This window comes from Microtetraspora malaysiensis, from assembly GCF_050947145.1.
Lineage (GTDB): Bacteria > Actinomycetota > Actinomycetes > Streptosporangiales > Streptosporangiaceae > Microtetraspora_A > Microtetraspora_A malaysiensis.
Window position 1 is genome coordinate 8,092,283 of the sequence record NZ_CP191998.1, and the last position, 14,070, is coordinate 8,106,352.

13 protein-coding genes, 1 tRNA gene and 1 pseudogene are annotated in these 14,070 nt (G+C 70.6%); 6 read left to right on the plus strand and 9 right to left on the minus strand.

The window, feature by feature from the left end:
- The first annotated feature begins 51 nt into the window (after positions 1–51).
- Positions 52–1,068: a YeiH family protein gene (locus ACQP1V_RS37795; protein WP_433415547.1), complete on the plus strand. Its 1,017-nt coding sequence runs from the start codon at positions 52–54 to the stop codon at positions 1,066–1,068.
- A 222-nt stretch (positions 1,069–1,290) separates the two neighbouring features.
- Positions 1,291–1,578: pseudogene (locus tag ACQP1V_RS37800) on the plus strand (lytic polysaccharide monooxygenase); the annotation flags it as partial.
- A gap of 90 nt (positions 1,579–1,668) precedes the next feature.
- On the opposite strand, the gene ACQP1V_RS37805 reads toward ACQP1V_RS37800, so the two are convergent.
- Positions 1,669–3,042 carry an IS110 family transposase gene (locus ACQP1V_RS37805; RefSeq protein WP_433415550.1) on the minus strand — a complete coding sequence of 458 codons (1,374 nt, stop codon included), beginning with the start codon at positions 3,040–3,042 and terminating at the stop codon, positions 1,669–1,671.
- Between the two features lie 256 nt (positions 3,043–3,298).
- Between ACQP1V_RS37805 and ACQP1V_RS37810 the strand changes: the two genes are divergently transcribed.
- Positions 3,299–3,742 (plus strand): carbohydrate-binding protein, encoded by a 444-nt coding sequence (locus tag ACQP1V_RS37810; RefSeq protein WP_433415553.1) that lies wholly within the window; start codon positions 3,299–3,301, stop codon positions 3,740–3,742.
- 194 nt (positions 3,743–3,936) lie between these two features.
- Here the strand turns inward: ACQP1V_RS37810 and ACQP1V_RS37815 are convergent.
- From ACQP1V_RS37815 to ACQP1V_RS37835, 5 genes are all read right to left on the minus strand, one after another.
- Positions 3,937–4,010 (minus strand) — tRNA-Lys (locus ACQP1V_RS37815).
- Positions 4,011–4,128: 118 nt separating this feature from the next.
- Complete coding sequence (locus tag ACQP1V_RS37820; protein WP_387414539.1) at positions 4,129–4,722, minus strand: hypothetical protein; 594 nt, start codon at positions 4,720–4,722, stop codon at positions 4,129–4,131.
- A 1,303-nt stretch (positions 4,723–6,025) separates the two neighbouring features.
- On the minus strand, positions 6,026–7,132 hold the full coding sequence (locus ACQP1V_RS37825) for a sensor histidine kinase (RefSeq protein WP_387414542.1): 1,107 nt from the start codon (positions 7,130–7,132) through the stop codon (positions 6,026–6,028).
- Entirely contained in the window at positions 7,129–7,809 is a 681-nt protein-coding gene (locus tag ACQP1V_RS37830; RefSeq protein WP_387414544.1) for a response regulator transcription factor, read from the minus strand. Before ACQP1V_RS37830 ends, ACQP1V_RS37825 begins: the two co-directional genes overlap by 4 nt.
- Before the next feature lie 39 nt (positions 7,810–7,848).
- Entirely contained in the window at positions 7,849–8,124 is a 276-nt protein-coding gene (locus tag ACQP1V_RS37835) for a hypothetical protein (RefSeq protein WP_387414546.1), read from the minus strand.
- 213 nt (positions 8,125–8,337) lie between these two features.
- Here ACQP1V_RS37835 and ACQP1V_RS37840 point away from each other — a divergent pair, with 213 nt between their 5' ends.
- The 3 genes from ACQP1V_RS37840 (at position 8,338) to ACQP1V_RS37850 (ending at position 10,475) form a co-directional block, all read left to right on the plus strand.
- Positions 8,338–8,712: a phage holin family protein gene (locus ACQP1V_RS37840; protein ID WP_067125288.1), complete on the plus strand. Its 375-nt coding sequence runs from the start codon at positions 8,338–8,340 to the stop codon at positions 8,710–8,712.
- A gap of 180 nt (positions 8,713–8,892) precedes the next feature.
- On the plus strand, positions 8,893–9,939 hold the full coding sequence (locus tag ACQP1V_RS37845) for an amidohydrolase (protein ID WP_433415557.1): 1,047 nt from the start codon (positions 8,893–8,895) through the stop codon (positions 9,937–9,939).
- Positions 9,936–10,475, plus strand: a complete 540-nt coding sequence (locus ACQP1V_RS37850; RefSeq protein WP_433415560.1) for a cysteine dioxygenase — start codon at positions 9,936–9,938, stop codon at positions 10,473–10,475. Before ACQP1V_RS37845 ends, ACQP1V_RS37850 begins: the two co-directional genes overlap by 4 nt.
- Here the strand turns inward: ACQP1V_RS37850 and ACQP1V_RS37855 are convergent.
- The 3 genes from ACQP1V_RS37855 to ACQP1V_RS37865 all read right to left on the minus strand — a co-directional run bounded on the left by ACQP1V_RS37855 (position 10,439) and on the right by ACQP1V_RS37865 (position 14,062).
- Entirely contained in the window at positions 10,439–11,653 is a 1,215-nt protein-coding gene (locus ACQP1V_RS37855; protein WP_433415563.1) for an MFS transporter, read from the minus strand. The two genes, ACQP1V_RS37850 and ACQP1V_RS37855, sit on opposite strands and share 37 nt — an antisense overlap.
- A 117-nt stretch (positions 11,654–11,770) precedes the next feature.
- On the minus strand, positions 11,771–13,381 hold the full coding sequence (locus ACQP1V_RS37860) for a thiamine pyrophosphate-dependent enzyme (RefSeq protein ID WP_433415566.1): 1,611 nt from the start codon (positions 13,379–13,381) through the stop codon (positions 11,771–11,773).
- A gap of 129 nt (positions 13,382–13,510) precedes the next feature.
- Positions 13,511–14,062, minus strand: a complete 552-nt coding sequence (locus tag ACQP1V_RS37865; RefSeq protein ID WP_433415569.1) for a RidA family protein — start codon at positions 14,060–14,062, stop codon at positions 13,511–13,513.
- Between the last annotated feature and the right edge of the window lie 8 nt (positions 14,063–14,070).

The following is a 14,070-nucleotide window of genomic DNA, read 5'->3' on the forward strand; positions in this document are numbered from 1 at the left end:
AGCGGCCACCTGCGACGGGAGGGTGGTGAGCACAACGAGAGTGGAGGAAAGTTGCTCACCGATGAACCGGCAGTGCCTCGGACGCTCGGCTCGCGGCTCGCCCCGCTGCTGCCGGGGCTCGCGCTCACCGTCGCCGCAGTCGTGCTCGCCATATTGATCAACCGGATCGTCCCCGCGATCGGGCCCCTCACCGGCGCCATCCTGCTCGGCGTGGTCGCGGCCAACACCGGGCTGATCCGTCCGAGCGCCCGCGCCGGCACGGGGTTCGCCGCCAAACGGGTCCTGCGCGCCGGGGTGGTCCTGCTCGGCCTCCAACTGGCGGTCTCGGACGTGCTCGGGCTGGGCGGGCCGATGCTCGGCGCCGTCGTCGTCAGCACCCTCGCGACGTTCTTCGGCACCCGCTGGCTGGGCCGCCGGATGGGCGTGCCGCCCGGCCAGTCGCTGCTCATCGCCACGGGCACGGCCGTCTGCGGCGCGGCGGCGATCGCCGCGATGAACAGCGTCTCCGACACCGACGAGGAGGACGTGGCGACCGGCATCGGCCTGGTGACGATCTGCGGCACGCTCGCGATCTTTCTGCTGCCCCTCCTCCGGGGGCCGCTCGGCCTCGATCCGGGTGCGTTCGGAGCCTGGGCCGGGGCGAGCGTCCACGAGGTCTCCCAGGTCGTCGCGACGGCCGCGAGCGTACCCGGCGCCCTGGGCGCCGCCGTGGTCGTCAAGCTGACCAGGGTCGCGCTCCTGGCTCCGCTCCTGGCGGGCGTGGGGGTCGCGCGCCGCCGGGCGGGCACCGCTGTCGAGGGTGGCGCGCGCCCGCCGATCGTGCCGCTGTTCGTGGTCGGCTTCCTCGCCATGGTCGCCGTACGGAGCACCGGCCTGCTGCCTCCTGCGGCCCTCGACGCGATCAAGACGCTCGACACGTGGCTACTCGCGGCGGCGATGTTCGGCCTGGGCACCGGCGTCCACCTGGCCTCGCTGCGGCGTACCGGACCGCGGGCGCTCGTGCTCGGGTTCGCCTCATCGCTGCTCATCGGTGTGCTCGCGTACGCCGGAGTGCAGATCGCCCTCTGAACGGAACACCACGATCTCGCGCCGGTGGCCGACGTCCGTTGGCCACCGGCGCCGGAGCGTGCGAGCCGGAGCGCGGGAGAGCCCCGTCCGCCCGGCTCATTTCGGGATCAAGAAGGGCCCTCCGCCCCTCGACAACGATCTGGAGATGGGGTAACGAAGGCGTTATTGTTAAGAAACTTTCCTTTATGTTAAGGGTTAACCCCCAGCATGAAGGAGTGTGACATGCGCAAAGCGGTCATCTTCCTCTCGTCGGCGATCATCGCCGCCGGGAGCACGCTCTTCCTCGCCTCCCCCGCCCTGGCCCACGGCTACGTGTCGTCGCCGCCCAGCAGGCAGGCCATGTGCGCCGAGGGCCGCGTCGCGAACTGCGGCGAGATCATCTACGAGCCGCAGAGCGTGGAGGGCCCCAAGGGCCTACGGTCGTGCAGCGGCGGAAACGCCCGCTTCGCCCAGCTCGACGACGAGAGCAAGGCGTGGCCGACCACCCGCGTGGGGAACAGCGTTCAGTTCAACTGACCGGAAAATGATCCACCTCAGCCAGCGCGCGGCAGCGAACCCCGCCGGTGATCGCCGGTTCGGGGTTTGCCACAGCGGTATGGGTCAGGCGGCCGAGGTCAGGGTGACGGTCAGACCGAGTGCTTCGAGCTGCCGGACGTAAGTGCGGATCCTCTTGTCCTTGTTCACGCGGTCGGCGTGGTACCCGGCTCCTAGGTCGAAGTACTTGGCCGTGGGGTCGGCGAGCAGGTGCCAGATGATGACCAGGATCGACCGGGCGACGGCGACCAGAGCCTTGAGCTTGCCGCGGCGTTTGACGATGCGCCGGTAGCGTTCGCCGAGAAAGCTATCGGTCCGGGCAGCCACGGCCGCGGCTTGGCCGAGGACTCCCTTGAGGTAGGGGTTGCCCTTGCCGGTCCGGCCGCCAGTGGGGCTCTTGGCGCCGGACTGGATCGTTCGCGGGCATAGTTTCGCCCAGGACACCAGATGGCCGGCGGTGGGGAACCGGTTCATGTCCAGTCCCACCTCCGCCAGGATGACTTGAGCGACCGCCGGGCTGATGCCGGGAATCTCATCGAGCCGTTCCACGGCCGACAGCATCGGCTGACTGGCCGTGGTGATCTCGGGATGGTGACTGGGGCTCGTGGAAGAATTCCCGTCCCGGCCGCTGTCGCCCGAGGCGCGATGTGGCTGCGCGGCAGGCAGATCGTCTAGAAGCTGCTCGATTCGGGCGGTGAGCTTGCCGATCTGCGCATCCAGACCGTCGATCTGGGCCAGTAGCAGCGCCGCGATCTCGGCGTGGTGGTCGTCGAACTGGCCGGTGAGCGCTTCGACCAGTGCTGGGATCTTGGCGCGCATCCTGCCGCGGGCGAGCTCGGCCAGCACCCGTGGATTGCGTTCTCCTGCGATGAGCGCTTCGATCATGTCCCGGATGGAGGCTGTGGTCAGTGTGCTGGCCACCGCCGACACCTTGATCAGGGAGTCTTCCAGTAGCTTTTCCAGCCGTAGCCAGTACCGGGTCCGCTCGGCGGTCAGGTCGCTGCGCATCCGCGTGTAGTCACGCAGCGTCCGAATCTCCTTGGGGGGTACGAACGAGGGCCGAACCAGGCCTTTCTCGGTGAGCTTGGCCAACCAGACCGCGTCCAGTTTGTCGGTTTTCGACCGGCCTGGCAGGTGCTTGACGTCACGGGCGTTGACCAGTTGCACGTTCAGTCCCCGGGCCTCCAGCACGTAGTACCAGATCCGCCAGTAGTCGCCCGTCGATTCGACGGTGACCTTCTCCACGCCCAACTCGATCAGCCGGTCGCTGAGTTCGGTGACCGCGTTCATGGTGGCTTCCACGTCCCACACCTTGGTCACCCGGCGTCCGGACGTGGACGGGTGCGGTATCCGCGTGCACACCTTGCCGAACGCCTTGGCCACATCGATCGCCGCGACTCGTTCGATGAGATGTTCATGCTCCTCATCCGGGACTTCCACGGGTTCTCTCATCGCCATGGGGTGATCGCTCCTTGTCGGCCGGGGGTGGTGGCGGGCTGCTCGGGGGCCTCGGTCGGGAGCCGAACATTCTGACCGGCGTGCTCGAAGCAAACAGTGCGTGACCCATCAAGGTCGGGGCCCCAGCGCCAGACTGAGTGACGGGATCGATGTGTCCCACGTTATGACCGGCGTCGGCGAGCAGCCCGCTCAAATTTTCACGCCTGTGTGGCGTCCGTGGAAGGGTCAGGATGACTGGGTGCTGACCGCCCGCCACGCCACGAGCACGTGGGAGTACTACATCGGCGGCACCCGCGTCGCGGTGTTCGACGACGGGGGCCGCCAGCCGGGCGCCACGGTCACCCACAACGTGAACCTCGGTGGCCGGACCGGCAGGCAGAAGGTCCTCGCCATCTGGAACATCGCCGACACCCCGAACGCCTTCTACTCCTGCATCGACCTGCAGGTGGGCGACGGCCCCGACCCCAGCCCGAGCCCCACGGTGAGCCCGAGCCAGAGCCCCAGCCCGAGCCCGTCGACGAGCCCGACCACACCGGCGGGCACCTGGGCGGCCGGCACCGCGTACAACGCGGGCGACCAGGTCACCTACGGTGGCGCGAGCTACCGCTGCCTCCAGGCGCACACCGCTCTCACCGGATGGGAGCCGCCGAACACCCCGGCGCTCTGGCAGCGGCTGGGCTGACCTCTCGCCGGTCCCCGCGTCCGAACGCGACACGGGGACCGGCCCCTCCCGAAGCCGGCCACACCAGACAGCCGGCCGGGTCCGCGACTCGCGTCCCGAGCGATCAACGGAGGCCCGCAGCCCCTGCTTTCGCCATGGTGGTCGACAGACGAGAAAAGCCCAGGTCGGCTATGCCAACCTGGGCTTTCGTTCTGTGCGCCGCCAGGGACTCGAACCCCGGACCCGCTGATTAAGAGTCAGCTGCTCTAACCAACTGAGCTAGCGGCGCCTGCGAACGCTCGTAACCTTAGCAGTCTCCACGGCGTCACGCACATTCGTTGCCGCCTCCCCGGACCACGACCCGGGGAGCGCCAAGCTTCAGGGGATCACCGGCGAACGGGACTGAATCAGCCCCTCCACGCGCCGGAGGAGAAGGGCTGGGGAGCGCCCTTGGTGCCGGGGCCCTTGCCCCACTTGGTGACGACGTAGTCGATCTCGATGTGGCCCTCGTCGCCGTTGTTCTCGACGGTCAGCGTGTTGGTGTTCCACGAGCCACCGGTCAGCTCGGCGAAGGTCTTGCCATCGATGTCGAGCATGACGCCGCTCTCGGACGGGACACCGGGGCCGCGGTCGCCGATGAAGAACTTGGCCTTCTTGCCCTTGTAGATGATGTAGCCCTCGGTGCCGAGCGGCCAGCTCGGGCTGGAGAACAGGCCCTTCTGCATCGGCTTGCCGATGGCGGGAAGGCCGGTGTCACCCTGGCGACCGGAGGCGTCGTCCCAGAAGTACGAACCCTTGGTGCTGCCATGGAAGATCGCCTGCTCCATCTCCGGAGCCTGTGCGACCTGGGAGGTGTGGGCGGCCTTCACCGGGGCGACCGCTGCGGGGGCAGCGTTGGCCGCGGTGACACCGAACGCGCTGACACCGACGAAGGCGGCGCCGGCGACGGCGGTCAGAGCGGTCAGCTTCCGGTTCTTGCGCAGGCCAAACAGCGTGTTCATGAAAAATCGAGATCTTTCGTGAGACGACAGGGGACGGCCGCGTGCGTCGTGTATCAGGCCTGCTAGGTCAAGGGCGGGCCAGGCACGGGGCGCGGAGCGGGTCGAGAGATGTCGATCGCCACTGAGATGCACATTTCGTGCGCTGTACGCGTCCATCAGTTGAGGGCCGATGATCGCGTCGGGCGGACGGGCCGTGAGGACCCGGATTCGGAGGTCAGGCGGGGATCTCCCGCAAGGTCTCCTCTTCTGAAAGTCCAGCCACCGGTCGGCAGCAATATGGACACTACACACCAAGACATGACAAAGCAAACGAAAGCACGCAAATACGGCAAAAGATCTACCACGTTGGCTAAAAACGATCTAATGCCAGCCACGTCCATGTGCCGGAAACCGCGCGTATACCGGGATTTCCGCGCGGGCGAATGGCAAAGGGAGCTTCCATAAGGTAAAGCGCCGACCAGCGTGTTCCCGCGCCGCCAGGCAAAACGGCGGCATTGCGCGCCCCAGTCCTGCGCCCGGAGCGCGGGCGCGGGCCATCACGAGAGTGGAGAGCGCCGGAACGTGGCCCTCCGAGGAGCGATCAAGACGCTGACGAGGGACGTCACCGACGGCGACCGACCGGCGAGAGGCGGCCGGCAAGGGCTTCGCCGTACGAGATCGCGACGCGAAGGCCGCCCGCCGCATGGCGGCGGTCCGGCCGGGAAACGCGAAAAGGCCGCGCACTGGCGGCCCTCGCGACATCAGAACGAGCAAACAGGAAAAGGCCCGACGGAGCGGGCGAGAACATAACAGGAATGGGGCGGGAGGTACCCAGGTGAAAGCTGAGGAAGAACGTTTCCAGGACCAGCCGGGTGCGGTACTGACCCCGGAGCCGCACCGGCCGCCGGCACTCGTCGAGCGCGCAGATCGGGTGAAAGCCGCAGTGCCGGGATCCCGCGCGCTGTCAGCCCGGGCGGTCCCGGTCGAGCGCCGCTTGGGGCGGGGTGCGGGAGGAGAACCGACGGCGGACATACGTCGGGGCCGGGCAGTCCCCCAACTACCCGGCCCCGACTGAAGCGGTCCGCCCGGGATACCCTCCCCAAAGGCACCGGCGGTTCCCGCTGTCTGGACGCGGTTCCCCCTCCGCGTCCTTATCGGCAAAAGTCTTATCGGTGGAGCCATGGCCCCCTTGACCTGCTTCCACAGTACCGACGGCCACACCACGAGCGGGTCATGTCACGGTGGGGTTTCCACCTCGGTCGGCGGCCTTCGACAAGGCCACGCAAGACCCACCGCCTCCCCTTGGAAACGGCACTCAGGGCGCTTATACGCCCTCACGGAGGGGGACGTCGGGCTCGCGCACGGGGAGGTCGACCCTGTGGAGGGGGAGGTCAAGCCGGACCAGCGTGCCCCCGCCGGGGGCGGCGCTCGCCGAGACGCTGCCTCTGTGGCTGTCCACGACCTGGCGCACGATGGCGAGCCCCAGCCCCGACCCGGGCCTGGACCGCGCGCGCGGCGCCCGGTAGAACCGGTCGAAGACATGCGGCAGATCCTCGGGGGCGATCCCCGCCCCGTGGTCGCGTACGGTCACCACGCCGCCGACCTGGCGCACCTCGACGGCGCTTCCCGGCGGGCTGTACTTGCCCGCGTTGTCGAGCAGGTTGGCCACCGCCCGGGACAGGCGATCGGACACGCCCCGCACCACCGCCGGCTGCACCGAGACCCGGTACGACGCGGACGGCCAGTGCGCGGAGGCCCGTGCCACCTCTCGGGCGATCACCTCGTCGATACGCACGTCCTCGACCAGCGCGGCCGGCTCCTCGTCCCTGGCCAGCTCGACCACGTCGGAGATCAGCACGGTCAACTCCTCGAGACCGGCGGTCACCGACTTGCTGATCTCATCGCGGTCCCCCGGCGTGAGACCGCCCCTGATCAGCAGTTCGACGTTCGTCCGGAGCGCGGTCAAGGGGGTGCGCAGCTCGTGTGACGCGTCCGCGACCAGGCGTTTCTGCGCCCGGGCGGAACGCTCCAGGGCGTCGAGCATCGTGTTGAAGCTGCGGGCCAGGCTGCCCAGCTCGTCGTCCTTGCCGACCTTGATGCGGGTCGTGAGGTCGCGCGTGGTGGCGACCCGCTCGGCGGCGTCCTTCAGGGTGCCGACCGGCCGCAACCCTGTGTACGCGGCGATCCAGCCCAGGCCGCCCGACAGCACGAGCCCGCCGAGAGCGGCGGCGAGGAACGGCCAGCCGAGATCGTCGACGTCCCCCAAAGCGGCCAGCGCCCCGGTCGGCGGCCGATCCGGCCACGCGTCGTAGCTCCCGAGCGCGCTCTCGACCCTCCGGCAGGTGATCAAGTACGCAGCGACGATGGCGACGATCACACTGATCGCCGCGGCCAGCGCCGAGGCGAGGGCGAGCCGCCAGCGGATCTTCACAACTGCTCCCTGAGCGTGTACCCGAGGCCGTGCACGGTGTGGATCAGCCTCGGCTCCCCGCACGCCTCGGTTTTCCGCCGCAGATAGCGGATGTAGACCTCCAGGGAGTTGGAACCCGGAGTGAACTCGTATCCCCAGATGCGTTCAAGGATGATCTCGCGGGTGAGCACCTGGCCTCCGTTGGACATGAGCAGGTCGAGCAGCGCGAACTCGGTCCTCGTCAGGTCGATGACGCGCGCGCCCCGCCGGACCTGCCTGTTCTCCGGCAGCAGCACCAGGTCCGCGTACCGCGTGACCGGCCCGGCCGGCGCCGTACGGCGGAGCAGGGCGCGCACCCGCGCGAACAGCTCCTCCAGCGCGAATGGCTTGATCAGGTAGTCGTCGGCCCCCGCGTCCAGGCCGACGACCCGGTCGCCGACGCCGCCGAGGGCGGTCAGCATGAGCACGGGGGTGCGGTCGCCGCTCCCGCGGAGCCTCCGGCAGACCTCCAGGCCGTCCATGTTCGGCATCATCACGTCGAGGACGACCAGGTCAGGGTGGGTTCCGATGATCGAGGCGAGGGCGGTCACGCCGTCGGCCGCGCCGGCGACCTGGTATCCCTCCAGCCGCAGCGCGCGGGCGACCGCGTTGCGCACCCCTGGTTCGTCGTCCACGACGAGGACACGTGTGTCGGCCACGGCGCCATCATGCACCGACGGCCGGGCCCTCGCCCATAGTCACGCGTCAGGGTGCTCGGCGAGGTACGCGATGTAGACGGGACGCAACGCCTCTCCGAGACGACCCTCTCCCGCCGCCATGGCATCGCTGAGCAGCGCGGACACCCGGCTGAGGTCGTTGGCCGTCTCCTCGCGATCTCCGCTGGCCGCCTCCGCCGCCGGAATCGCCTTCAGCAGACGCCAGAGGAATCCGAGGTCACCGTGTCGTACGGCATAGCGGACGGCGCGATCGTGCAGCTCCCGGGCGGACAGCCCCTCAAGTTCTTCCACGTCCATCCTCCCCACCCCCATCGAGGTGATTTCCCCAGATTTGCGGCAATTAATGCTCGATGTCCGGTTAGAAACGGGCCATTCCTCACCCGGGCGCGACGCGACGACCTTCTTTGCAGCGGAACGGACGCCTCCCAACCCTCCAATGACGAGCCCCGTCGGCTTTTGCCGAAACCCAGACATGCCCACGGCGCGCCCTGGCGTGGAAGACTCGTTTGCGTGAAGGTCATCATCAAGGTTCTGATCGTCGCGGCCGCACTGTGGGCGTCCACCAAGCTGGTGAACGGCATCGTGCTCACCGCAGACACCACCTCCAAACAGATCGGCACGCTGCTCGCGGTCGCGCTGATCTTCGGCCTGGTGAACGCGGTCATCAAGCCGGTCATCAAGTTCGTGGGCTGCGCGTTCTACGTGCTCACGTTCGGCCTCTTCGCACTGGTGGTCAACGCCGGCCTGCTCCTGCTCACCAGCTGGGCGTCCGAGCAGCTCAAACTGCCGTTCCACGTCAGCGGGTTCATGGCCGCCTTCTGGGGCGCGATCCTCATCGGCGTGATCAGCTGGATCCTGGAGCTGATCCTCCGCGTCAACGACTGACGGCCCGCCTCACCTCTTCTCCGTTCCCGCCCCCCGCATCACCGGCCCGCGCCGCCCCGACCGCTCCTCGGTCGCCGGGCGGCGCGGCCGTCTCACCTCGGCACACACTCGGCATCCGCCACCCCGGTCGCAATAACCCTTATTATGGGTAGGGAATAACGTGAAGCCGGGAGGGTGAGGATGAGCATCGATGTCCACCAGCATCTCTGGACGCCACCGTTCGTCGACGCCCTGCGCCGCCGTACCGCACCGCCCCGCCTGGACGGCTGGACCCTCCTCCTGGACGGCGAGCCGCCGTACGAGGTGGACCCGGCGGACCACGACCCGGCCGTCCGGGCTCAGCGGGCCGCGGGGCTGGATCTCGCCCTGGTCTCCCTGTCCAGCCCGCTCGGGATCGAGCACCTGCCGCCGGACGAGGCGTGGCCGCTGATCGACGCCTACCACGCGGGGGCGCTGCCCGCCCCGTTCCGCGCCTGGGCCGCCGCCCCGGTGACCGACCCCGATCCGGTACGGCTGTCGCGCACCCTGGACGAGGGCTTCGTCGGGCTCCAGCTCCCGGCCACCGCGCTGCTGGACGCGGCGGGCTTCGCGGCCGCGGCCCCGCTGCTCGACGTGCTCACCGAGCGCGGGCTCCCGCTGTTCGTCCATCCGGGACCGGCCGCCGCCCCGCCCGGGAGTCCGCCCTGGTGGGCCCCGGTCGTGCCGTACGTGCAGCAGATGCACGCGGCCTGGTACGCGTTCCGAGCCGTGGGGCGCCCCCGGCATCCCACCCTGCGGGTCTGTTTCGCCCTGCTCGCCGGGCTGGCTCCGCTCCACTCGGAACGCGCCATGAACCGGGGGGCACCCGGCCGCGGCCGGGTGGACCCGGACGTGTTCGTCGAGACGTCCTCCTACGGGCCGCGGGCCGTCGACGCGATGATCCGGGAGCTCGGCATCGACGTCATCGTCACCGGATCGGACCAGCCGTACGCGGAGGCCGCGTGGCCGGACCTCGGCGCCGCGGCCCGCCACGCCGTCGGCACGGCGAACGCGCTGCGCCTGCTGGACGGCTCGCGTGACGCGGCGGCGCGGCCGACGGCGCGCCCGGAGCCGCTGCCACGCGCCCACCGGCACCCCGAACAGCACACGCACCAGTACACGCACCAGCACACCCACGAGCGCCCCCGACCACACACCCGACCGCCGCTGCCCCCGACGGCGCCGACAGGAAAGGAACCGCAGCCATGAGCACGCCCACAGCCCAGGTCGCCGGGAGCGACACGCCCTACGAGCGGCTGCCGGCCCGCGCGCTGGACCGCCGGGAGCTGGCGGCGCTCGTCGACGACCTCGCCGCCCGGCCCGAGCTGTGGAAGGAGCACCTCGGCTTCGAGGGGAGCGAGGGCGGCGGCCGCCACTACGCCTCGCTCCATCGGGACGCGTACGTGGACGTGTGGCTGCTGTGCTGGCGGCCCGAGGACGACACCGGGTGGCACGACCACGACGTCTCCTCCGGCGCGGTCCGGGTGGTGAACGGCACCCTCAAGGAGAGCAACCCCAGGATCGGCGGCCGGCACCTGGAGACGACCGTCACGGCGGGCGACTCGTTCTCCTTCGGGCCGGACCACATCCACCGGCTGACCGGCGTCGAGCACGGCAGCGTGTCGATCCACGCCTACTCGCCGCCCCTGTGGCGTCTGGGGCAGTACTCCATCGGCGACGACGGGATGATGCGCCGGCTGTCGGTCAGCTACGCCGACGAGCTGCGTCCGCTCGATCCGGCCTGAGCCCGGCGGTCCTCGGGGCGTCCGGCCAGGCAGCCGAACAGGAGCTGGACGGCGCACGCGCCGAGGCCGACGAGCAGCGGCAGCGTCCAGGTCCCGGACACCTCGTGCAGCAGGCCGAACAGGATCGGGCCGACCGCGGCCAGGGCGTACCCGCTGGACTGGGCGACGGCGGAGAGCGCGGTCACCGAGGCCGGATCCGGCGCGCGCAGCGCGATGATGAGCAGGGCCAGCGCGATGGCGGCGCCCTGTCCCAGGCCGAGGATGATCATCCACAGCCAGGGGACCGTCGCGGGGGCCAGCAGCACCCCGACGTACCCGGCGGCGGTGAGCAGCACCGCGACCACGATGTGCGGCACCTGCGACCGCGCGTTGCCCGCGTGCGCGGGCACGGTCAGCGTCGCCGCGATCTGGGCCAGGTTCGTCAGGCCGAGCAGGTATCCCGCCTCGTCGGCGGGGAGGCCCGCGTCCTGAAAGATCGTGGGCAGCCAGGCCAGCATGACGTAGAACGTCAGCGACTGCAGGCCCAGGAACGCGGTCACGAACCACGTCATCCGGCTGCCGAGCAGCGTCAGGTGCGGCCGGTGCCCGGCCGGCGCCTTCTTGATCGACGGGCGGCGGAACGCCTGCGGAGCCCAGAACACGGCGGCGACGACCGCGAGCACCGCCGCCGATCCGGCCGCCGCCCGCCAGCCGTACTCGCCGGCCAGCGGGACCATACCGGCCGAGGCCCCGGCGGCTCCGGCCACCAGGCACGAGACGTAGACCGCGGTGTAGAGCCCGACCTTGGACGGGAAGTGCTGCTTGACGATCGCCGGCATGGCGACGTTCATGATCGCGATGGCGGCCCCGGCGAGGGCGGATCCGCCGTACAGGGCGGCGAGGCCGTCCACGCTGCGCAGGATCACCCCGGCGGCGAGGAGGATCAGGCCGACGAGCAGCGTGCGGTCCAGGCCGATCCGCCCGGCGAGCGCGGGGGCCAGCGGCGCGAGCAGGCCGAGGCAGGCCACCATGATCGTGGTGATCGCGCCGCCCGCGGCCGGGGTGAGCCCGAGATCCCGCATGATGTCGCTGAGCAGCGGTGACACGCCCGCGAGCGCGGGCCGGAGGTTCAGCGCCGCGAGGACGAACCCCACAATCAGCAGCACCCGGCCCGGCCCGGCCGAACGTTCCCTATTCATGCCGGGCATGTCAGAACGGGCATTCCGTGCCGCCCTCCTGCGTGGTGACCCACTGGGCGTGCGTGAATACCGATCCCGTCCCGACCTTCGAGTCCGTGAATGCCATGAAAAAGCCCCCTAAGGACGAAACTCGGTATCAGGGATGACCGTTACCTCCAGGAGCAGCGGCTCCGTACGGGAACCCAGGTCGGGGACGATCTCGTCGAGGACCGCCACCAGGTCGTCGTAGGAGTCCACCCGGGTCGCCGGACAGCCGAACGAACGGGCCATCGCCGACAGGCTGACCTCAGTGAACGCTGGCCAGGGCGCCTTTCCCGCGCCGTTCTTCTCCGCCAGCCGGTCCATCACCGCGTACCGGCCGTTCGCCAGCACGACAAAGAGCGCGCCGACGCCGTAGTGCGCGGCGCTCCACAGCGCCTGGATCCCGTAGATCGCCGAGCCGTCCCCCGCCACCGCCACGACCGGCCGGGACGGCGCGGCCATGCGCAGCCCCACCGCCGCCGGTAGGGCGAACCCGAGCCCGCCCATGGCCGCCGAGAGGAACCCGAGCGGCCGCCGCGCGGGCATCAGCCGGTGCAGGTCCGGCCGGGACGACGGGGTCTCCTCCACCACGACCGCCTCCGGCGGGAGCCGCAGGGCGAGCTCGTGCATGACGTGGGCCGCCCGGAGCGGCTCCCCCGGTGCCGGCCGGGACGGCGCCGCGGCCGCCCGCACGACGCCCTCCGCCGGGCGGGGCCGGGCCGGCAGCAGCGCGGCGAGCCGGGCCGCGACCACGCCCGGATCGGCCAGGAAGGCCAGCTCGGCGGGGCTGCGGTGGACCTCGGCCGGGTCGTCGCTGACGATCGCGACGCGGGTGCCGGGCTCGACCAGCGGCCCCGGCTCGTACGGGTACTGGCGGAAGACGGGAGCTCCGACCGCGAGGACGGCGTCGTGCCGCCGGAGCGCGGCGCGCAGCCCGGCCCGCCCGGCGGGCAGGATCCCGGCGAACAGCGGGTGGTCCTGGGGGAAGCCCGCCCGGGCCCCGAACGACTCCTGCCACACCGGGCAGCCGAGCCGCTCGGCGAGCGCGACCAGCCCCTCCCAGACCCGCGGCGAGTCCGCGCCGGCTCCGGAGACGATGACCGGCGACTCGGCGGCCTCGATCAGGGCGACGAGCGGCGCGAGGTCGGCGTCGTCCACCGCCGTCGGCCGCGCCACGACCTGGGGCGCGGCCAGGACCGTGCCTTCCCAGTCGGCCGCCCAGTCGTCCATCGGGACGACGACCAGCGCGGGGCCGCGCCCGGTGACCGCCTCGTGCGCCGCGCGGGCGATCGCGCCCGGCACGTCCTGGGCGCGGGCCGGCTGGTCCACCCAGACCGGGTAGTCCCCCGCCAGGCCGTGCAGCCGCCCGGCCAGGAAGGGTTCGAGGGCGAGGTGCCGGCGGTCCTGCTGGCCCACCACGACCACGATCGGCGCGCGGTTCACCCGGGCGGTCGCGATCGCACCGACCGCGTTGCCCAGCCCGGCGGTGGTGTGCAGGAGCGCGAGCGCCGGACGCTCCCGCGCCAGCGCCCAGCCGGTGGCCATGCCGACGACGGACCCCTCGTGCAGGGCGAGCACGAACTCCAGGTCCTCGGGCAGCCCCGCCAGCAGCGGGACCTCGGTGGATCCCGGGTTACTGAAGATCGTCGTCATGCCTGTACTGCGGAGCACGTCGAATGTCGCGTCCCGCACGGTGCCTGTTGTCATGACATTTCACCTCTTGCCCAGTGGGTCTACGCATACACCGGCCGATCGCCCGGCACAGGAACTATCCGACCTTCTCGATCAAGAGGCAAGAGAGATCGCGTCGACCTCGCCGGCGGTGTCGCTCGGGCGTCATCCCGGCACCACCGCCACGGAGGCGATCTCGACCAGCAGGTCTTCACGGGCCAGCCCGGCCACCACGCACAGGGAGTTGGCGGGATGGTCCCCCTCGGGGAACCACTCGGCGAAGACCTCGCCGATGCCGCGACGCACGTCGGGAAGCGCCTCCCGGCTCGTGACCATCGTGAACAGCGAGGCCAGCCCCTCCGCCGGGGTCCCCCCGGCGTCCTCGATGACGGCGGCGATGTTGCGCAGCGCCTGGACGGTCTGCCCGTACGCGTCCGGGGCGATCGTTCCGTCGGGGGCGTTGCCGACCTGCCCGGCGATGTGGAGGACGGCGCCGGCCGGCGAGACGCGCGCCGCGTGGCTGTACATGCCGAGCGGCGGGGCGATCCGGTCCGTACTGCGCCGCTCGACCAGCACCCGCTTCCCCATGGCTTCCTCCATGACCCGCTCGCTTTCCGCGCACGCCGCCGACCCGGCGGCGATCTCGTCCGTGACGTCGATCAAGATACGCAATTCCGCGCCGATCACCGTCATCGGCGGCGTGACCCGGATTGACAACGTTGTCA

What these genes read in the sequence shown, in the direction of transcription:
- ACQP1V_RS37820 (WP_387414539.1), bottom strand. Translation starts at nt 4,722, where the DNA reads ATGAACACGCTGTTTGGCCTGCGCAAGAACCGGAAGCTGACCGCTCTG.
- ACQP1V_RS37835 (WP_387414546.1), bottom strand. Translation starts at nt 8,124, where the DNA reads ATGGACGTGGAAGAACTTGAGGGGCTGTCCGCCCGGGAGCTGCACGAT.
- ACQP1V_RS37845 (WP_433415557.1), top strand. Translation starts at nt 8,893, where the DNA reads ATGAGCATCGATGTCCACCAGCATCTCTGGACGCCACCGTTCGTCGAC.
- ACQP1V_RS37860 (WP_433415566.1), bottom strand. Translation starts at nt 13,381, where the DNA reads ATGACAACAGGCACCGTGCGGGACGCGACATTCGACGTGCTCCGCAGT.
- ACQP1V_RS37855 (WP_433415563.1), bottom strand. Translation starts at nt 11,653, where the DNA reads ATGAATAGGGAACGTTCGGCCGGGCCGGGCCGGGTGCTGCTGATTGTG.
- ACQP1V_RS37850 (WP_433415560.1), top strand. Translation starts at nt 9,936, where the DNA reads ATGAGCACGCCCACAGCCCAGGTCGCCGGGAGCGACACGCCCTACGAG.